Annotated in this window: 15 protein-coding genes; 4 read left to right on the top strand and 11 right to left on the bottom strand. The window is 36.8% G+C overall.

Annotated features, from left to right (window positions below; all coding sequences use genetic code 11):
• Positions 1–85: 85 nt before the first annotated feature.
• From leuD to leuB, 3 genes are all read left to right on the top strand, one after another.
• On the top strand, positions 86–682 hold the full coding sequence (leuD, locus tag CDH50_RS08585; protein ID WP_100611593.1) for a 3-isopropylmalate dehydratase small subunit: 597 nt from the start codon (positions 86–88) through the stop codon (positions 680–682).
• Complete coding sequence (locus tag CDH50_RS08590; protein ID WP_100611598.1) at positions 683–2206, top strand: alpha-isopropylmalate synthase regulatory domain-containing protein; 1524 nt, start codon at positions 683–685, stop codon at positions 2204–2206.
• Positions 2207–2375: 169 nt separating this feature from the next.
• Complete coding sequence (gene leuB / locus CDH50_RS08595) at positions 2376–3434, top strand: 3-isopropylmalate dehydrogenase (RefSeq protein ID WP_100611599.1); 1059 nt, start codon at positions 2376–2378, stop codon at positions 3432–3434.
• A gap of 260 nt (positions 3435–3694) precedes the next feature.
• On the opposite strand, the gene CDH50_RS08600 is transcribed toward leuB, so the two are convergent.
• The 6 genes from CDH50_RS08600 to CDH50_RS08625 form a co-directional block, all read right to left on the bottom strand.
• Positions 3695–4951: a mechanosensitive ion channel family protein gene (locus CDH50_RS08600; RefSeq protein WP_100611600.1), complete on the bottom strand. Its 1257-nt coding sequence runs from the start codon at positions 4949–4951 to the stop codon at positions 3695–3697.
• Positions 4944–5240: a DUF3817 domain-containing protein gene (locus CDH50_RS08605; protein ID WP_100611601.1), complete on the bottom strand. Its 297-nt coding sequence runs from the start codon at positions 5238–5240 to the stop codon at positions 4944–4946. The genes CDH50_RS08600 and CDH50_RS08605 overlap by 8 nt, the downstream gene beginning before the upstream one ends.
• A gap of 40 nt (positions 5241–5280) precedes the next feature.
• Positions 5281–5910, bottom strand: coding sequence for a YqaA family protein (locus CDH50_RS08610; RefSeq protein WP_100611602.1), 630 nt, complete (start codon positions 5908–5910; stop codon positions 5281–5283).
• Positions 5911–6747: 837 nt separating this feature from the next.
• On the bottom strand, positions 6748–7542 hold the full coding sequence (locus CDH50_RS08615) for a hypothetical protein (RefSeq protein ID WP_100611603.1): 795 nt from the start codon (positions 7540–7542) through the stop codon (positions 6748–6750).
• Between the two features lie 107 nt (positions 7543–7649).
• On the bottom strand, positions 7650–10478 hold the full coding sequence (locus CDH50_RS08620; RefSeq protein WP_100611604.1) for an HD domain-containing protein: 2829 nt from the start codon (positions 10476–10478) through the stop codon (positions 7650–7652).
• A gap of 205 nt (positions 10479–10683) precedes the next feature.
• Complete coding sequence (locus tag CDH50_RS08625) at positions 10684–13818, bottom strand: arabinofuranosidase catalytic domain-containing protein (protein ID WP_100611610.1); 3135 nt, start codon at positions 13816–13818, stop codon at positions 10684–10686.
• Between the two features lie 170 nt (positions 13819–13988).
• Here CDH50_RS08625 and CDH50_RS08630 point away from each other — a divergent pair, with 170 nt between their 5' ends.
• Positions 13989–15971 carry a DUF5060 domain-containing protein gene (locus CDH50_RS08630; RefSeq protein ID WP_100611612.1) on the top strand — a complete coding sequence of 661 codons (1983 nt, stop codon included), beginning with the start codon at positions 13989–13991 and terminating at the stop codon, positions 15969–15971.
• A 2-nt stretch (positions 15972–15973) separates the two neighbouring features.
• On the opposite strand, the gene CDH50_RS08635 is transcribed toward CDH50_RS08630, so the two are convergent.
• From CDH50_RS08635 to CDH50_RS08655, 5 genes are all read right to left on the bottom strand, one after another.
• Positions 15974–16531: a DUF4251 domain-containing protein gene (locus tag CDH50_RS08635; protein WP_157804956.1), complete on the bottom strand. Its 558-nt coding sequence runs from the start codon at positions 16529–16531 to the stop codon at positions 15974–15976.
• A gap of 170 nt (positions 16532–16701) precedes the next feature.
• The gene (locus CDH50_RS08640) at positions 16702–17328 is read right to left on the bottom strand and encodes a hypothetical protein (RefSeq protein ID WP_100611617.1); all 627 of its coding nucleotides are present in this window, start codon (positions 17326–17328) and stop codon (positions 16702–16704) included.
• A gap of 317 nt (positions 17329–17645) precedes the next feature.
• Positions 17646–18065, bottom strand: a complete 420-nt coding sequence (locus CDH50_RS08645; RefSeq protein ID WP_100611618.1) for an OsmC family protein — start codon at positions 18063–18065, stop codon at positions 17646–17648.
• A gap of 106 nt (positions 18066–18171) precedes the next feature.
• Positions 18172–19281, bottom strand: a complete 1110-nt coding sequence (locus CDH50_RS08650; protein WP_100611745.1) for an alkene reductase — start codon at positions 19279–19281, stop codon at positions 18172–18174.
• 155 nt (positions 19282–19436) lie between these two features.
• A complete protein-coding gene (locus CDH50_RS08655; RefSeq protein WP_232731984.1) occupies positions 19437–20444 on the bottom strand; it encodes a glycosyltransferase family 9 protein in 1008 nt (335 codons plus the stop codon).
• Positions 20445–20464: the final 20 nt, after the last annotated feature.

Here is a 20464-nt window from a genome sequence, read left to right on the forward strand (position 1 = left end):
AATAAGCCATAGGCTTTATGCTCTGGCAAAAAAAAATAATTATCGGCTTAAAGCCTAAAGCTTAAAGCCTAAAGCAATCAAAAACATGGCATACGATAAATTTAATATACTAACAAGTACAGCGGTTCCATTACCATTGGAAAATGTGGATACCGATCAAATCATACCAGCTCGTTTCTTAAAAGCAACAAAACGTGAAGGTTTTGGCGATAATTTATTCCGTGACTGGAGATATAATAATGATGGCTCTCCAAAAGCAGACTTCATATTAAACAATCCTATTTACAGTGGCAAAATTCTAGTCGGAGGCAAAAACTTTGGCTCTGGTTCTTCAAGAGAGCACGCTGCTTGGGCGGTTTACGATTATGGGTTCCGTTGTGTGGTATCAAGTTTTTTTGCTGATATCTTCAGGAATAACTGTTTGAACGTTGGTGTATTGCCCGTTCAAGTCAGTCCTGAATTCTCTGAGCAAATTTTCAACGCTATTTATAGCGACCCAAATACGCAAATAGAAGTAAATCTTCCAGAACAAACCATAACCATTCTTTCAACTGGGGCAAAAGAATCTTTTGAAATCAACAGTTATAAAAAAGACAATATGTTGAATGGTTTCGATGATATTGATTATTTACAAAGCATGAAATCGGAGATAGAATCATTTGCTAATGGACTATTGCTCTAAATGACCTTCAAAAAAATTGAAATAATGGATACGACATTGCGCGATGGTGAACAAACCTCGGGCGTGTCGTTTTCTGCTTCTGAAAAACTGACCATTGCCAAGCTTTTACTGGAAGAGCTAAAGGTAGATCGTATTGAAATTGCATCTGCTAGAGTATCCGAAGGTGAATTTCAAGCTGTTAAAGCCATCACCAATTGGGCAAGTTCTAACGGTTATTTGGACAAGGTTGAAGTCTTAACATTTGTTGATAATGGAGTGTCCATCAATTGGATGTTGGAAGCAGGAGCCAAGGTGCAAAATCTACTTACCAAAGGTTCATTAAATCATTTAACTTATCAATTAAAAAAGACTCCTAGTCAGCACTTTAAAGAAATTTCAGAAGCTATTTTTATGGCTACACAGAAAGGCATAAAAACCAATGTGTATTTAGAAGATTGGAGCAATGGTATGCGTAATTCCAAAGATTATGTTTTTGAGTATTTGGAGTTTATTTCCACACAACCAGTGGAGCGTATCATGCTTCCAGATACCTTAGGTATTTTAACACCTTGGGAATCTTATGAGTTCATTTCAGTCATTAAAACCAAATATCCGCATTTGCATTTCGACTTCCATGCGCACAACGATTATGATTTTGGTGTAGCAAACGTAGTGGAAGCTTTAAAAGCGGGAGCGGACGGATTGCATTTAACTATAAATGGGATGGGCGAACGCGCCGGAAATGCGCCTATGGGAAGTACCATTGCTGTCATTAACGATTTTATGCCCAATTTAAAAGTAGGTGTTAATGAAAAAGTATTATATACTGTTAGCAAATTAGTGGAGACTTTTTCTGGAATTATGATTCCAGCAAATAAACCCGTAATTGGTGCCAACGTATTTACGCAAACTGCTGGTATTCATGCTGATGGCGATAATAAAAAGAATCTTTATTTTAGTAATTTAATGCCTGAACGTTTTGGCAGAACCAGACAATATGCGCTGGGAAAAGCGTCTGGTAAAGCCAATATACAAAAGAATTTGCAGGAATTAGGCTTGCAGCTTAAGGATGAGGATTTAAAAAAAGTCACCCAACGCATCATTGAATTGGGCGACAAAAAAGAAGTGGTTACCAAAGAGGATTTGCCTTATATCATTTCTGATGTGTTGGATAGCCATTCTTATGAAGAAAAAATAAAAGTAGATTCTTATGTGCTGACGCATGCAAAGGGTTTAAGGCCATCTACAAGTATTTCCATCACGATTGAAGGCAAAACCTTTGAGGAAAATGCGCAAGGTGACGGTCAATTTGATGCCTTTATGAATGCCATAAGAAGCATTTTCAGAAAGAAAAAATTAGTATTGCCAGATTTGATAGATTATGCCGTTCGAATACCGCCCGGAAGTCATTCAGATGCCTTGTGCGAAACCATCATTACTTGGAAAAGCCCAGATAAAGAATTTAAAACACGTGGCTTAGACTCCGATCAAACGGTTTCCGCAATAAAAGCCACCGAAAAAATGTTGAATATTATTATTAATTAAGACGGAAGACCGAAGACAGAAGCTGTAGTATGGTTTTGCATTAAGGATTGCCCATGGATTTTATTTTGATACATTTGAAATCGTGAATATTAAACATTTTAAGTGAAAAGCCAGACCCTTGGGAAACGCACATAAAGAATTATAAATTAAAAGATTAAACAGATAAAAAATGAAATTAAACATTGCCTTATTAGCTGGAGATGGTATTGGACCAGAAGTTATTGAACAAGCAGTAAAAGTAAGTGATGCGGTTGCTAAAAAATTCGGACATGAAATTACTTGGAAACCGGCCTTAACAGGTGCTGCTGCCATTGATGCCGTTGGAGAACCTTATCCAGATGCTACGCACGAGATATGTAAAAATGCCGATGCCGTTTTGTTCGGTGCCATTGGTCACCCAAAATACGATAACGACCCATCCGCTAAAGTAAGACCAGAGCAAGGCTTGCTTAAAATGCGTAAAGCTTTAGGGTTGTTTGCCAATGTACGTCCAACCTTTGTATTTCCATCATTGATTGATAAATCGCCTTTAAAAAGAGAACGTATTGAAGGTACCGATTTGGTGATTTTGCGCGAATTGACCGGTGGTATTTATTTTGGCGAAAAAGGCAGAAGAGATGGCGGTGAAACGGCTTTCGATAATTGTGTTTACACAAGGGAAGAGGTACAACGTTTGGCTAAAAAAGGCTTTGAATTGGCGATGTCTAGAAATAAAAAACTATGTTGTGTAGATAAAGCCAATGTTTTGGAAACGTCTCGTTTGTGGAGGGAAACCGTTCAAGCTATGGAGAAAGATTATCCAGAGGTGAAGGTGTCTTATGAATTTGTGGATGCCGTTGCGATGCGCTTGGTACAATGGCCAAATAGCTATGATGTATTGATCACTGAAAACTTGTTTGGAGATATTTTAACGGATGAAGCGTCTGTGATTTCTGGTTCTATGGGATTAATGCCTTCTGCATCCGTAGGAACTGAAAACCAATTGTTTGAACCTATACACGGGTCGTATCCACAAGCAACAGGATTGAATATTGCCAACCCAATGGCCACGGTATTATCGGCTGCTATGATGTTTGAAATGGCTTTTGATTTGCAAGAAGAAGGTGCTGCTATTCGTAATGCTGTTAATAAAGCTTTGGCTGAAGGTATCGTTACTGAAGATTTAGCCGATGGCGGAAAAGCTTATGGCACGAAAGAAGTTGGTGACTGGTTAGCCGCTAACATCTAATTAAAACGATTTTATTATAAACAAAAAGGTGACTCATTTTGAGTCACCTTTTTGTTTATATATTGTCAAATTGAACACAGTCGAAATGCAATCAACTCGTAAAAGTTCTCGATACAAAATACTTCGTGTTTCCGTATTTCACTCGAACTGACAGGCTGACTAAAATTAATATTATAACCCTAAATGTCACTTCGAGTGGTTTTCGAAGCATGAGAAAATTGTATCGAGAAGCTCATTTAACGAAGGTTCTCGATACAATTTTATTTACTGGCAATAAAGTCAAATCGCGTGCCGCTAGGCAACTCAAAAACCTCCAAATCAAAATAGGGAAGCGCTGCAATCAGGTGATCAAAAATATCAGACATGATATATTCGTAGTTTTCCCATCGCTTGTCACTACTAAACGCATAAATTTCCATGGGAATGCCTTGTGTGGTTGGTGCCAATTGGCGGGCCATAATCATCATATCCTTATTAATCGCCGAATGGTTTTTAAGGTACACGTCAATATATTTTCTAAAAACCCCAATGTTAGTGAGGTTCCTACCATTTAAAAGGAGCTCTTTATTAATATCGTTTTGTGTGTTGTAATTTTTGATATCTGCTTGTCGGCTTTCTAAATAAGAAGTTAAAAGCTGAATGTTCTTTAGTCTGTTAACATCATCATCCGACAAATATTTAACACCACTTTGCTTAATATACAATGCCCTTTTTATACGCCTTCCATCCGAAGTCGTCATTCCTCGCCAATTTTTAAACGAATCGGAAATAAGGGCATAGGTTGGTATGGTGGTAATGGTTTTATCGAAATTCTGGACTTTAACAGTTGCTAGATTAATTTCAATTACATCACCATCGGCACCATATTTTTCAAAGGTAATCCAGTCTCCTATACGAACCATATCGTTGATGGATACTTGAATACTAGCCACAAAACCCAATATAGTATCTTTAAAAATCAAGATAATAACAGCAGAAGCAGCACCTAATCCCGTTATAAAATTTAAGAAGGGAATGCGTGTAATTAAAGCAATAGCAGAAAATATGCCAACCACCCAAACAAAGATCATAAATACCTGAATGTAACTATCAATGGGCTTATCCTTTAAATTGGGAAGGGTTTTAAAATAATCCTTTAATGTATGTAACAGGCTTCTAACAATCCATAATGTCAATACAATGGCAAACACTTTTAAGGCACGCTCAAAAAAAGTTTCAAACGCAGGAAAATCAAAAAATACGATCGGAACAAACTCTAAAGCAATTAATAAGGGTACAATATGTGCCACATTTCTGGGAACTTTATTGCTGATTAATAAATCATCAAAATTGGTTTTAGAGTGCTTTGCAAACTGAATGAATGCTTGTATTAAGAGTTTTCTAATTACAAAATCAATAATAAAAACCAACAGTATTAGCAACAAGGCTAGCGCCAACATGTTTAGATTAATAACTAAAGTATCCGTTAAACCTAGTTCTTTTAAGTAATTATAAACTAGATGTTTAATGCTATCCATTATTTTGATGTTTTAAATAAGCCTTTTCAACATAAAACGTTCCAAACGGAATGATAGACGCCAACAAAATGATGGCGAATTGTTTCGAAGTCCATTTTAATTCGCCCTTCAGCATGATGGCCAAAACAACGTAGCTTATAAACAACAATCCATGGGGCATGCCCAATAATTTAACATATTGCGGATCATTGCCAAAATATTTAATAGGCGTAGCAATAAACAGTAATAAGATATAAGATACACCTTCTAAAAAGGCAACAACACGAAAGATATTTAGTAATGAAAACATAGGAATTTATTAATTATTCTTTATTAGTTATTTATTATTCTTAAAACACTTGAAACAGAATGAGTCCATAAATGGCAAACCGTAATAACCGTAACGACCCAAATAAAATCACGCCTTTAAAAGGATAGTTTATAATGCCAGCCGCCATACACGATATGGAGAAAGGTAAGGGGAGCAAAGCACCCACTACAATTAAAAAGCCGCCCCATTTTTTAGAATTTTTAAGCTGCTTCGCCATTTTAACTTCTAAATAATTGTGTACCGCTGGTATTTTGGTAATGGCAATGCCAATCCAATAGGATAATAGTCCCCCGAAATAAGATATAAACCCTAAATAGGTCAGAAACAACCAAGGCGAGTCCATTTTTGCCGCCCAGGCAATAAAAATTTCCGGTGGCACCAAGCCCAATAAGGTTTCTGAAGTAAAAAACACACTCAAAACACCCCAAACAGGAAGTGTTTCCGTCATACGCACCAAGATGTCGTTGATGCTGAAAAAATGGTTGAACACAAATACAGCAGCCACTAAAATAAGGATATAGGGTAGCGCTTTTAAAACGCTTTTCCATACAAACGAGTAAAAACCAGTATATTGGTAATACTGATGCAATAATTCTGAGCGAGATTTTCCTGTATTGGGCTTTGCTTTTGCTTTTTCTTTTGGTTTCATCACTTGGGACACCTAAATTGAGCTGCAAAGATAGTATTTAAGATAGGTTCTTTATAGTTTATGAATCCTTTATTAACAAACTTTTAATACGCAAAACCACATAAATAAAAAGGCTCGAAACATATGATTTCGAGCCTCAAATATCAAATAAAGTTTAGTGGGTTGGTTTGATAAATCGAATATACAATAAATTTAAATTCAAAGTAATTTTTAAGGCCTTATTTTATGTTGCTTTTTTACATGCTGCATAAAAATTGATGGGAGAGGCTATTTTTTGGTTACAGATAGACTGATTCAAACATTCTATTTTACATAATATAAATTATAGTACAATTAATATCAATTAGTGGAATAGCGCATTTTTGCGCTATTTGACATAATTGCAGATATAACGTCCTTAGACTTATATCGTTTGCAATTATGTTCAAGCTGATTGTGGCTTCGTAGTTGAATTTATAAATATATCAATTAGTGGAATAGCGCTTTTTTGCGCTATTTGACATAATTGCAGATATAACGTCCTTAGACTTATATCGTTTGCAATTATGTTCAAGCTGATTGTGGCTTCGTAGTTGAATTTATAAATACATGCATTATGGGTTGTTATTTCAGTATCTTTATATGAAGCAGGTTTTCAACAATATAAGATTCTGAAATATCCCGATAGCTATTGGGACAAAACGACACACTTTGAAGTTTTATGATACTTTGCAGACAATCAAATTTATAATATCTAAATAACAGCAACAGTTTACATGAAGTTCCCCAAGGGTTCCCATAGCGTAGCCATGGGATAACTACGGGTGAACCCTATATAAGAGCTGGTTGTTTCATGGATTAAAGCACCGCAATGCATTGCATGGCTTTGACAGATGGCACGGGTATGCATTGTGTATCCTGCAACCTCAGAAATTGGATGCCTAACCACACAGTGATGGCTATGCTTGTTGGATTCTGGTTTGTAAGCTGTGTTTCCAATTGTATTTGAATGTTTGTATGTTCTATTTTACATAATAATGGTACGGTTTGTTGGCTTATGCCTAAACCATGGTATTCTGGGCATACTGGTTGGTAGCTTTGGTGCTGTGATTGCCATTGCGTTTTGGATACCATACACAGCGCTGCCGTAAACTGCACATGTGTGGCATTTTTAGGGGCTTTTATAAGGTGTTTTTCTGAAATTTTTGGGATAGTTATGGTGATATTATTGCGGTTATTATGGCTTGTAACCCTTGGTTTTACTGTAAATATTTGATTAAACGGTTGATTGTTGTTTAACTGAAAACCTATAAGGGCTTCTGGATTGTTATTTATATGGGCTTCTCTTTGACCGTGTGTACCACTCCCCTTTTGAATTATTTTACTGCAAACGGCGGTTAAACGACTTGCCATATAACTGTCTTTAAATGTTTTAGCTGTTTCTCCCAAGCCTTGGCGGATGGTTTTTGAGAGGTTGGAAGCACCACCAAACTCTTGGTTGTTATGCTTTACATTTACAAATGCGGGGTCTGTTTGGATGCGCTCTTGGGAAGGCCCGACAGCCCTACGGGAAATATCTACGCCATTAAGTTGGTAATAGCTTACCCCATTAAGCGTGCCTTTTAGTTTTATAAGCCCTTTTTGCTTAGGCATGTGGATGTGTATTATTTGTCAAGAAAAAAATAAAGAAAAATAATGTAATAAACTTTCGCTTTTAACCAAAGCTCAAGTTACATAACGCAGAACATTATAGTACAAATTTAAATGTATTTTTTCATATAACAATCCAATTCTTTAAACGCTAAAGGGAACTTTTTTTTGCGATCTTCAAACTCATAAGGAATTATAGGATCATTACCCAAATAACGGTTTAAAACTCTATCTAAAATATCATCATTGTTTGTATTATGAACAATTGGTGCTTCTCGAATAAAATTTATTCTCGGGTTATTAGAGAGAAATTCTTTGGTTATTGAGGTTTCTTTTGCATTCTTTATATTAATTGACACCCAACCTTTATAATCATATTCAATTTTATATTCATCATATATATACTTAGAGAACCTATTAGTCTTTTTAATAAACAGAAAATTAAACTTTTCTTGCTTTAAGAATGCAGTAGTCTTGCTAATTTGTTTTTTATTTTTTGTAAAATAATCTTCTTGCTCAATGGCTTTTTTATATTCATAAATCGATCGTAAGTTTATATAGCTCATTTTTATGAAATTATTTTTAATATCAAGTTGTATATCAGTTTTTTTATTAAAACTTTCAGATTGAATATATATTAAGTTATAATCTCTAATTTTATTTAAAAAATAATTGTAATCAATTATAAATCCTTTTTTGGAAAGTAATATTTCATAAAGTATATTTTCTTCTTTTTTGCCCCATTTGTACCATATTTCAGTTCCTCCGTAATCAATTTTAAAGCTTTTAAAAGAGATAATATTTTCTTTCGGACTTTTTATAGTTTTATTACAGAGTACAGAAGACAAATAATCCTTATAGATAGATTCGATGAGAGTTTCTTCAAATGAAGGTGTATCTATTAGTGTGTTTCTATTTAATGAAAGTGGCATTAATCCATTATTGTCAAACACCAATATTTTAGGTAAATTCTTAATGAAATTAATTTTAATTACTTTGTCATGTGACTTTTTTATAACAACCAATCCATTACAAACAATACTTCTATTTGAGTATTCTTTACTGTAAGTCCATAAAATTTTATTAAACCCTTCATGATCAATAGAATTCCAATCATTAGGTATACTAGAATCTAGATAATGAGGGTCTTTATTTTTGAAAGACTTCTTAATTTCTCCATATTTAGAGTAAACAATTTCGGGAGTTGTTAATGTGTACCATCTGGTCCATCCAACTGATTCATCATACCAGTGATCCTCATCTTTTAATTTTTCAATAACTTCTTTAGAAGTGTTGATAATGATTTTAGTACCAAAATCTAGATCATAATTTTTCACAACATTAATTTGATTAGAAGATAAGCTTGCCATAAAATTATAGCCAAAATCGGAGTTTATTTCTCTTGTGGTAACTGAAATTTTATCTCCGATTAAAAAACATGCTAAAACTCCAATTCCAAATCTTCCATTCCTTTGAATTTTTGAACTTCCAGATTCATCAATGAATTTTTCCTTCCATTCTCTACTATTCCTATATGAGGCACCAGCACTTAAAAAATATTTTTTTATAATATTAATATTCATTCCTTTGCCATTATCTTTAATTTCAAAAAAATGATTATCATCATTCTCATAAATGCTAACATTAATTTTGGGAATATATGAATATGATAAGCTATTCTTCTCAAGTTCTTTTCTTTCATTACAAGCATCTATACAATTCTGCAATAATTCTCTAACACCATAAGTTGGATTATCTCCATAAAGTGGAGCAATTAATAGCTTTATAATTTCATCATTAGATTTAAAAGAGAAATAATCTCCCACATAATCTTGTTTGTTTATGAATACTTCTGTATCCAAATTAGAAGTTATACGTCTGAACTTAATTTCAGGTTTATTCTCTAGGTTTCCATAAAGCTCTCCCAAAACAGCCCATGAAATATCAAATTCTTTTTGAATATCATAGAAAAGTTTTTTTAGTTTCAGATACATATTACTATTCTCTGGAGAAGCAGTAACAAAAATTCTTTCTGGGTCATCCTGATATTTATCATCCACATAATCAATCGATAAATGCGAATTATGCTCAATCTTAGAAATTGGACTTTCAAAAGTTTTAGTCCTCATAACCACTTCAGATGTCCTAGTTCTATCAATCTGGATATAATCAGCTAATCTTAATAAAATCATTAAATAATTGACGTGAACCCCTAATGGAGTTCTTTTAGTTTTACCATATTCAATTTCAACATATTCTACACATTTTCTTAAATCTACTCCATGGCTTCTTGCTATTAAGCCAATTAATTTTCTATTTTCCAAACTTAATTCCTTTGCAAAAGCAATACTGCTCTTACTTTTTCCTGGGAATCCAATTAAAGCAATTTCATGTGCTAATCGAGGATGGTGCCTTCTTATAAATTCTCCAATAAGTTTCCTATCATTTCCATTTAATTCACCTTTATTAAAATCCATAGGGTTTCTAATGATAGCTTCCTCATCACCAAAAATCGACAATAGTTGCTTTCCGCTAAATCTTTTAGCTTCTGCTAAATATTCAAGCCATAAATTACTCCATGTTATATTATCAAAGTCAGAAATCAGAATATCATCATGACCTCCATTTAATAAAATTTTAAAGCCTTCATAAGTAATATGCATTCCTATGTCATGAAGTAAAACTGCCAATACATAGAACATAATATCTTCTGTCTGCAAAACATTTTCATAAGTATTATTTGTAATTAGTTTATCAGTCCCAAACATAATGTTCTCAACATGCTTAATTCCATGATCTGTATATTCATCGAAAAAATAGAGCCTATTTTCTGTTAATATTTCGCCAAAATCAAATAAAGTTTGCTTTACAATACCATCAATTTTCTGGTTCTTTTTTAATAATTGTTTAAATTTTTTTGGTAATTTGATATTCGCCATATTTTTGAATTCAGAATTTTATATACTGACATATTGTTATTTGCCTTTAAATATAAGAAATACAGTAGGCAAAATATTACTATATATTTAAAATATTTAATTTAATATTATGATAATAATTTTTGAGTTAACTAACTCATCTTTACAACTACACTAAAGCCAGCAATCCGCTGGCTTTCATATTCATATATCTTAAAAATAATACCTAATTCACATTCGCTTCCCCCGGTGTTGGCAAACTACTAGACGCCTGTTCCTCTTGTGCATGGGTTTTACTTAATGCCGTACTCAACGTAATACCACTACCAGAAAACGGTTCGCCAGCTGCATGTGCTTGGCTCAACCCTTTAGTGACGGTAATAGTAGCACCAGTGCTTTCAGAAGGGTTTTCAAAATTACGGCGGGGTCTGGTGATAGCTTTAATTTCCAATGTTTCCTGTTTGGCGCCACTGCCTATGGTAATGGTTTGCCCTTCGCTAAAACCAACTACTTGGTTTACGGGAATGGTGGTTTCACCAGCAGCTACGGCCGTTCTTACCGTGGTGGCTCCTGTGGTACCGACTTCCGTAATGGTTACTTTTTCTGCATTGGCGCCCATACCTATCACCAATTGTTGGCCAACGGTTAAACCTTCCAAGCTCATCACTTTCAAGTTATTGGAACCTACAGCCGGTTTACTTGCCAAAGTAACCACCGTTTGCGATTTAAAATCTTCGCAATTGCTGTCCGTATCCGTGCCATCTGGGAAACGTCCCAAGCTTCTAATCATAGGGTCATAAGCATCCGTAAACGAGCCTTGGCTGCTACCGGGAAGCACCGCAATACAACCGCCTTGGGTTTGGTTTCCTTCTAAAGTCGCAATCTCTGGTGTCGCCACCGAACCTCTGGAACTGGAGTTTCCTTGCTGCGAGCCATAAATCATGGCATCCATAAGGACGTTGCCACTGGCATCCATCAACGCCACCGTACCCGCATAAATAGACATTGGAAGTCCGTAATACTGATTCGCTTGCACCGCACCTTGATACCCAACATTGGTGTTTCCAGACCATACAATCGGTGCGCCCAATTCATGGTCATTAGCCAAACCATCTTTTAAAGTGATGCCACTACCAAGTGCCTGCACGGCATCGCCACTTTTATGGGCAAAACGTGTTGCTGGTGTGAAACTGATGCCTGTGCCCGGAGAGGCGACATCGGCAGCCAGAATATGATCTTTTATAAGAGGTGCGGTTAATTCCACCTCCCCCGGACCGCCTGTATAGCGACCACGCAATGGCGCATTCACCACACTGATGATATTTTTTACAACCGCCAATTCCACACGAGCTCCTGTATTGATGGTCAACGTATCGCCCGGCGTCATGTTGGCATTTTGCCATACTTTGATGATGGTGTCACCTGCTTTGCCTGCTTCCGCCAAGCTACTTTGCGTAGACCCTTTGCCGACTTGGGTGACGGTGGCAATTTCATATTGTCCGCCCAAATCGATACCAATCTTCTCTCCTACTACAAAACCTTCGGCATTGGCAACGGGTAAATTGGTGGTTCCTACAGGAAAATTAAGCCAAGGTCCTGTGGTAACGGGGACAAAAACAATGGTTTTATCGGTCGCCGGCGTTCCTAAACTGGCAATGGAGACTTTTTCGCCAGCAATATCTATCTGCTGACCCACGCTCATGCCTTCTATACTACGGACGTTGATGGTTTTATCGCCTGCTTTTACTTCTGTTACCAATCCAGATGGTGCCAAACCAAAAAGGTAGAATTTACCAGCACCTAGAATCGTGCCTTGCGGAATTTTAGCCATTTGTAAAGGTGACCATTCCCCAGGGGTATTGATCACCGACCAGTTGGAGATATCCACATCGGCATCCGAACTATTATAAAGTTCCAAAAACTGATTTGTTGGGTTGGGTCCACCGCTAAAACTCGCTTCATTAATCTTCACGGCAAGGACGTTTCTAATGCGTTGTGATGTTTCAAAAGATTGGTCGCCCCACTCCGCTTTGGTTCTTAAATATCCTGCATCTACAGACGTTGGAGGTGTGATGATAAAAGTTGCTTCAACGGTAGCACCTGATTCTATGGATTTGCTAAGCGCTGTAACTTCTTTGGAAGACCAGCCTTTTGGCAGTTCCAAGGTTAGTTTAACATCCGAAACCGCTTCCGCAGACGTGTTGGTAAAAGAGACTTTCAGTTCTTGAGAGGCGTTTGGTGTGAAGCTTGTCAATCGAGACGTGCTCACGTTTGGCACATCATAATTAGCCGCCACAATGTTTGCCTGAACTGCTTTTACAACGTCTTCCGTAGGATAACCAGCCGTCATAATCCCTTCATAGAATGTACCCGCCGAACCATTACCATTATCGCCACCATTTCCCATTTGTATGGAGCCTTTACGGTGCATGGGGAAATACGTGTCATTCTCTTTGGATTGCGGACGAATGCCTTTGTAGAAGTTTTGCAACTCCCCTTCCTGAGCATTAGCACCCCATATTTCCCATTGGTTGCCACCGCCACCATTTACCATGCCCGTTACAAAACGCCAAGAATCAATGGTTGGGTTCGCGGCATTTTCTTTGGTTTCATAACCTGAGAAAAGCCCCGCTTCCATATCGGACATAATCCATGGCCCCTCTCCTTCCCCTTTTCCCCAAGCAGTCGCCGTACCATAATATACGGTGGACATGGTGCCTGTTCCTACGGCCCTGCTGTTTGTGGACGTGTTTCCGTAGTTAAAACAACAACCACTGGAATAGTGCGTGCCATCCAATACCATATAGATGCCTTCTTCCTCATCATTAACAGGAAGTCCCACGGCATTGTTGTTTCGTAAACCAGAACCCGGCATGACATAGGTGCCATAGACTTTATGGCCGTTAATCGTTACGGGTGCCATGTGGGCAAGTGGCAAACTATTAAATCCACCTTTGGCTAATCCCCTAAACGTTCCCGGAGGTGCCTGTTTTAAGTCGTTACCAAGTCCGGATTGGTCATAAATAATGCTAATCCAGCAAGTGGCATCCGCACAGAATTCGTCTTGGGCAGCCGCGTCGGCATAACCTCCAGCATCACTGGCACTGGGCTGTACGATACCGATATCTAAGGTTTTTCCATCCGACTCACGAGTCAACTGATAAAGTGGTCCGTTGTAAGCAGCAAACAAAGCCCGTGTGGTACTGTGTGCCGTAACAACAGGAAACCCTGCGGCAGTATAAATATCGCCTGGCCCTTCAGGTCTTGGCAGCACTTTACCGTTTCCACAACCCGTTATGAAAATAAATAGTGCGATAATGATTGAAAGGGATATAAGCGTAAAGGAATAGGTATTTTTCATGGTAGTTGTCTTGATTGGTTTTTAATAGTTGGTTGAACACGTAATTTAATAAAATTTCGTTAAAAATGATTAAACGTTTTACTGTTATCATGCAAAAATAAATGTAAATATCTGTAAATGTAGATCTTTGCTGTTCCCTTTGCTCCTTCTAAAAAGAACAAAAGATTTTAATGCAAAAATCTTATTATATTTATGGAATAGATATATCCATTATGACTTATAAATTTATACCCTCACGTCTTTTTTTAGTCAGTTTCTTCATGGTTTGCCATGTGTTTATCATGGCAGCTCAAACCACTGGGACACCACAAATCCGTACTTGGGAACTTTTGGAAATTGAATTAAAAACCGAAAACACCTATACCAATTATTATACAGAGGTTACCTGTTGGGTAAATTTGGAGGGGCCTGGTTTTTCCAAACGTATTTATGGATTTTGGAATGGGAATAATACGTTTTTAGTGCGCGTTGTGGCAACAAAACCGGGTAAATGGAACTGGAAAAGCGGTTCGAACCAACATAATGATAATGGCTTGAATACTAAAAGCGGAACGTTTAATGCTGTTGAATGGACAGATAAAGAAAAAGAAGACAACCCTAACCGCCGTGGATTTGTAAGCGCCACCGAAAACGGTCGTGCCTTACAATATGCAGATGGTACGCCTTTTTTTATGGTGGGTGATACATGGCTTGCCGGTTCTACTTGGCGATTGCCTTTTAGAAATGCTGCGACCGAGAATGATTATATCCCCGATAGTGGCATCGGTTTTGAAGATGCTATCAATTACCGTAAAAACCAAGGGTATAATTCGGTGAGCATGATTGCGGCGTTCCCAAATTGGGAGGCCGATAACCACCCGAATACCTACGCCGATTCCAATGGTGTATTTTTAAGAAATGCTTGGGAAAAGTTTGGTTATGATGTTTCAGATGCCATAGGCACCGACGCCTCTGGAGGTTTAAGTTATTGGGGCACTTTTACCTCAAAAAATATGCGGGACGAATATGGACATTTACCGTTTGCCATGTCCAACACCCATAAAGGTGTATCAGATTTTAATGTCATCAATCCTGAATACTTTAAAAGTATGGATAAAAAAATGGCTTACATGTCAGAACAAGGACTAGTACCTTTATTAGAAACGGTACGACGGGATGTTGGCCCTTCTTGGAACGCTTATTTTGATTTTAAGGAAAGTTTTGCGCGTTATGTTCAATATCTTATTTCGAGATATGGTGCCTATAATATGGTCTTTAGTGGGATTCATTTGGATTGGATTCCAAAGGATTTTAGCCTTACTTCCGATGAGTTTAATCAGGCCCTTACCTATCATTTAGAAACATACGGCCCCATGCCATTTGGACAAATAGTTACCACATTAATAGATCGATCCACTTACAAAGCATTTGGACATGATAAGGATGTTCCCTGGTTAAAGATGCACAGTGTGGGAAATAAACCAAGAGACCACCGTGTTACTACCGCCATAGATACCCTTTTTAATCTGAGTCCAGTGTATCCAGCCATTAATTTTGAGCCTTATTATACAGGATGGGACCATTCCATTAACAAACCCAATGGCGAACGACCACCCGCCAATTCGGTACGGGATAACTATTTTGCACGGGCACAGATGTATGGTTCTGTACTTTCAGGTGCGCTTTCCGGACATGTGCATGGTACGGCAGCTTATGATATGACAAGTACGGGAGAACCTTCGGGAGCTCGTCCCCATTTTTGGGAAGCCTTGAAATATGACTCTGGCCATTATATGAAGCATCTCCATACGTTTATCCTGTCGGAAGGAACTAATTATCAGCATCTGCAACCCGCCACTAAAGATATGAATCCCTATAAAGCGCCCGGTAGTCCTGAGATGGGATTGGATGGATGGTCATATATGATGCGGACGCCTAACAAAGATTTTGCGTTGTTGTATTTTGAAAACCAGTCCGTTTTACCTGAACTGAAAGGATTTAAACCCAATACAGATTATGCTCTGGTTTGGTTCAATCCACTTAATGGTGAATGGGGACATCCTATTAATGTGAAAACGAATAAAAAAGGCGTTTTAGAAGTACCTCTTTTTCCTGACAAACAACATCCATCTGTTATAGATTGGGCGATGAAGATTACTGAAATAAAGAACTGATTTTAATCATTAGTTGCCGTTATCTCATGGACATTCCCTCTAAACTGGATGTTACTTCGACTGGAACTATTGATGTTGATGGTGCTGGTTAAATTAGGAAACAATTTAATATACACACGATAATTATCGGTATTAGAGTTTTTGTCTGCCATATTAAAACGGATTTCATAAGATGATTCTTTGCCCTTTTTTATTTGTAAGTCGTCTGGAATGCCTTCAAATTCAATACCCGATGCGTTATTATAACCACCACCAAACTGACGCTCACCGTAAAATGGCAAACTAGCCATTACAGAATCATTTTTCATCCGTAAAAAATTACTATGCGTTGATATATTTATGTTTCCCGCAGTACTTCCATTAACAAACAACCCCGCATTACCCAGTTGTTGCATGGCAGACGTCATCAACGGCTGTGCCCAATCAGATGTTATTTCGAACGATTGGTTATCAATCATGGTTTTAAGAGCCTTGCTATTTTCGTCACTATATTTTGGACTACCCGAACCACAGGCCACCAAAACAATCATGATGGCACTTATAAATAAAATCTTTTTCATGCTTAAAAAGTTTATGATATTAAATCTTGGTTGTAGTCCATTAAATATACCAATTTTTTCACTTAAACTGTTTAATTTTTTGTTAATGTGGCTAATGGACAAAAAATAACCATAAAAAAACCAGCATCCTGAAAAGATGCTGGTTTTTGTTATATAAAAATAGCGTTTTACTATAAGTCCGTTGGAGAGTTTTTTGGTAGTTTGATATCTTTTGTGGCCTCAAACATGCCATCTTTTTCATTAATGCGTAACATGCTCATAGCGGCTTCTGCCTGACAAGCCAGTGTTAATTCCGGAAATAAAGGGTCGTCATTAAAAAAGAAAGGTGCTAATTCTTGTTCCGGTTTGCCTGGTTCCTTAATGATTCTGTGTATTTGCTTTAATTCTTTGGTGCGTAATAATTTACCGGGCATAAAAGTATAAAACGTGTATTTACCATCAGCATCGGTTTTTATCCAAGCTCTGTGGTGTACATAGCGTTTGCGATTGGCATCCCTTTTCATTTCGTAATTGCCTTTATCATCTGGTTGAAAGATGTATAAAATAACATCTTTAGCAGGCGTTACACCATCACTGTGGTAAATGGTTCCCGTTATTTTTAGTTTTTCGGCTTTAGCCTCAAAATCGGGTACACTATCAATATTATTTAAAGTCTTTTCCGAATAATCGTAAACGGCACTGCGCTTTTTGTAGTCGTCTACAAGTAGGTTTGCATTGCTAGCGATATCTTGTGCCATGGTTGTAAAGCAAATGCTTAGCAAACTGGCTACGGATAGTAAAGTTGTTAGTTTTTTCATGGGGCTTTGGGATTTAATTTGTTTAAAATTAGTGGTTTAGGTTTACTAAACATTAAAAATCTTATGAACGCCAAAACTTTACGATAAAATGTTTTAAAGTGTAAAAATTACCGATGAATTGCTTGGTTTTTTAAGGCTAAAGTTCTCGATACAAAATACTTCGTGCCTCCGTATTTCATTCGAACTGACAAAGTGTGACATTTTTTTTTTGACTTCGACTGCGCTCAGTCTGACAGAAACAAACAAGACAAAAAAAATACAGCCAGATAAAATAAATCTGACTGTATTATGATTTTAAAAGAATATCTAGTAAACGACTATTTTAAAGTCACATTCAATTCGATTTCCGCTTTTAAAAGCTTTGAAATCGGACAAACTTCTTTTGCTTTTGTTGCAATTTCTTGAAATTGTGCGGCATCAATATTTGGGACATCACCTTCCAAAGTTAAAGCAACTTTAGTCACATTTCCGTCTTCAAAAGTCACCACAGCAGCTACATCTAATGTCGTTGCTGTAAATCCTGCTTCATTCAATAAAAAACTTAATTGCATGGCAAAACATCCGGAGTGTGCTGCACCTATCAATTCTTCTGGATTTGTACCTTTTTCACCATCTTCAAAACGTGTGTGGAATGAATATGGCGTTTTGCTTAACACACCGCTAGCCGTGGTTAAATATCCTTTTCCATCTTTTCCTGCACCGTTCCATTGTGCATTGGCTTTTCTTGTAAATTTCATATGTTATTATTTAATTGTTTCTTAAAGGTCATATGCAATCGCTTATCTTAATTCGTATTTAGATACTAATTTTTATATAGCGATTTCATAATATTCAGTTTATTAGTTATACGAATTGTGTGTTTGTTACTTTTGAATAATCGGTATAGCCTTCTGTACCGGGTGTATAAAACGTATCTTGGTTCCAATCTGCCAAAGGCATGTTGTTTTCAAAACGTTCCACCAAATCGGGGTTAGAAATATATAACTTTCCAAAAGATACTAAATCAGCATTCCCAGCTTCAATCACGGCATTTCCTTTTTCCTGAGTGAACCCAGCATTAATCATTAAGGTGCCATGGTATAAAGGTCGGAAATGTTTCGCAATTTCTGTTACGGCATACGGAATATTTGAAACATCCGTAAACGGCTCCGATAAATGCACATAGGCTAAATTGTAATCGTTCAATCTTTTAATGATGTATTCAAAAGTTGGGATGGTTTGCTCATCCATCGTCATACCAAACACATTGTTCAACGAAGGATTAAACCTAGCTCCTATTTTTTCCTCTGGAATCACTTCTTTAACAGCATCTAGTACATCAAAGAAAAAACGTGCTTTGTTTTCTGTACTACCACCGTAATTATCGGTTCTTTTGTTGGTAGTTCCGCTAAAAAACTGATGGAATAAATACCCATTTGAAGAATGTATTTCAACACCATCAAACCCAGCTTCTACGGCATTTTTTGCAGCATTTTTAAAGTCGTTTATGGTTTCATTAATCTCGGACAAGGTCATTTCCTTTGGCGTAGGTGTTTGTTTAAGACCTTCACTGGTATATACTTCTTCATTTGGATTGATTGGTGATGGTGCCAAAGGCAATTCCCCATTATGAAAATCGGGATGTGACACACGACCCACATGCCATAGCTGAATGAAAATTTTTCCACCTTTATCGTGGACACGTTTGGTAACTTTTTTCCAACCTTCTACTTGCGCTTTGGTGTGGATGCCAGGCGTATTAATATAACCAACAGCCCTAGGAGATACCTGAGAACCTTCGGTAATGATTAAACCAGCCGAAGCCCGTTGTTCATAATACAAACCTTGTAGTTCGTCTGTTGGGATATTACCTTCATTATTGGCTCTACTACGCGTCATAGGTGCCATCACTACCCTATTTTTAAGGTTTAAATTTTTACCGTTATAAGGATTTAATAATGTTTGTTTACTCATATATGTATGCTTTGTTTTTGGATTAATTAACAAGTTACAAAGTTATATAAGACAACTTTGTAACTTGTTAATCTATATTATTAATGAAACTTTAATTTTTTTGACAATTTACGAATATGTTCAGGTAAATTAAAGGATGGAGTGATAAGGATTTGTTAAAAAATGAGGATATTACCAATAGCCCTAAACCAATCATCTATAGATGTTTCATTGGTATTTAAAGCGATGCTGCCATTACCATAAGGCGCATACATTCTGGAACTTGTCACCGAAAAGAACCCAACTGTTGGCGTTAATGAAGCACTTGCCAAGTGCATCACCCCGTTATCGGCCGCTATAAATATGGCTGTATTTTTAATAATGGCCGCCATTTCACGAATATCCTTACTATAAAAATGAGGTGCTTTAAAGTTGATTTTTGAGATGTTTTCAATTGGCAACATTTCTATAGTATTATAGTCTGGATATGTGCTTTGCAAACGTGTATAAAAAGCGAGCCACCAGTCTTCCGAGTAACATTTGTCGCCCGTAGCGTTGGTGTATAAACAGATGGTTTTTCTATTATTCTTTATGATACCATCTAAGATTTTTTTTCCATTAGCTATTTCGGAATCTTTTAATTTAATATCCAACAAAGGCATTGGCGCATTCGTTTCTGGCAATCCTAAGTTTTTTAGATAGCGTCTTAAATTATAAACGGGATATTTTGAAATATGCTCGTAATCATCATATTTTGACGCGATATCTTCATAATTATTTCCAAAAATCTTAAATCTTGCTCTAGAGAGCTGGGTCAATAATCTTCCTGAAGATGAATTTTTATCACCATTGATGACCAAATCGTATGGGGTCTGTTTTATGGACAACCACCCTTTTGCGTATGTTATTAAATTGCTAAAAGGTTTTTTGGGCAACTGAATGATGTTGTTGATTTGTGTATAATTTTCAAAAACAGGCATTGCTACGCCACCTTTAACGAATAAATCGATCTCACAGTTGGGAAATGTATTGATGACTTCTTGAACGATGGGTGTTAATAAAAGTTGATTGCCCAATCGGTGATTGGGTCTTATGATGAGTACTTTTTTAATATCAGCAATATTAAGGTCGCCTACTTTTGGTTCGGAATACCCTCTGCCAATATGTTTGGTTATGCTGTGCATAAACCATCTTCTTAGTTGAT

Origin of the sequence: Confluentibacter lentus, assembly GCF_002806995.1 — a bacterium.
GTDB classification, from domain to species: Bacteria; Bacteroidota; Bacteroidia; order Flavobacteriales; family Flavobacteriaceae; genus Confluentibacter; species Confluentibacter lentus.

Excerpts from the sequence above, each read along its gene's own strand:
- leuD (WP_100611593.1), top strand. The coding sequence starts at position 86 with ATGGCATACGATAAATTTAATATACTAACAAGTACAGCGGTTCCATTA.
- CDH50_RS08590 (WP_100611598.1), top strand. The coding sequence starts at position 683 with ATGACCTTCAAAAAAATTGAAATAATGGATACGACATTGCGCGATGGT.
- leuB (WP_100611599.1), top strand. The coding sequence starts at position 2,376 with ATGAAATTAAACATTGCCTTATTAGCTGGAGATGGTATTGGACCAGAA.
- CDH50_RS08600 (WP_100611600.1), bottom strand. The coding sequence starts at position 4,951 with ATGGATAGCATTAAACATCTAGTTTATAATTACTTAAAAGAACTAGGT.
- CDH50_RS08605 (WP_100611601.1), bottom strand. The coding sequence starts at position 5,240 with ATGTTTTCATTACTAAATATCTTTCGTGTTGTTGCCTTTTTAGAAGGT.
- CDH50_RS08610 (WP_100611602.1), bottom strand. The coding sequence starts at position 5,910 with ATGAAACCAAAAGAAAAAGCAAAAGCAAAGCCCAATACAGGAAAATCT.
- CDH50_RS08615 (WP_100611603.1), bottom strand. The coding sequence starts at position 7,542 with ATGCCTAAGCAAAAAGGGCTTATAAAACTAAAAGGCACGCTTAATGGG.
- CDH50_RS08620 (WP_100611604.1), bottom strand. The coding sequence starts at position 10,478 with ATGGCGAATATCAAATTACCAAAAAAATTTAAACAATTATTAAAAAAG.
- CDH50_RS08625 (WP_100611610.1), bottom strand. The coding sequence starts at position 13,818 with ATGAAAAATACCTATTCCTTTACGCTTATATCCCTTTCAATCATTATC.
- CDH50_RS08630 (WP_100611612.1), top strand. The coding sequence starts at position 13,989 with ATGCAAAAATCTTATTATATTTATGGAATAGATATATCCATTATGACT.
- CDH50_RS08635 (WP_157804956.1), bottom strand. The coding sequence starts at position 16,531 with ATGAAAAAGATTTTATTTATAAGTGCCATCATGATTGTTTTGGTGGCC.
- CDH50_RS08640 (WP_100611617.1), bottom strand. The coding sequence starts at position 17,328 with ATGAAAAAACTAACAACTTTACTATCCGTAGCCAGTTTGCTAAGCATT.
- CDH50_RS08645 (WP_100611618.1), bottom strand. The coding sequence starts at position 18,065 with ATGAAATTTACAAGAAAAGCCAATGCACAATGGAACGGTGCAGGAAAA.
- CDH50_RS08650 (WP_100611745.1), bottom strand. The coding sequence starts at position 19,281 with ATGAGTAAACAAACATTATTAAATCCTTATAACGGTAAAAATTTAAAC.
- CDH50_RS08655 (WP_232731984.1), bottom strand. The coding sequence starts at position 20,444 with ATGCACAGCATAACCAAACATATTGGCAGAGGGTATTCCGAACCAAAA.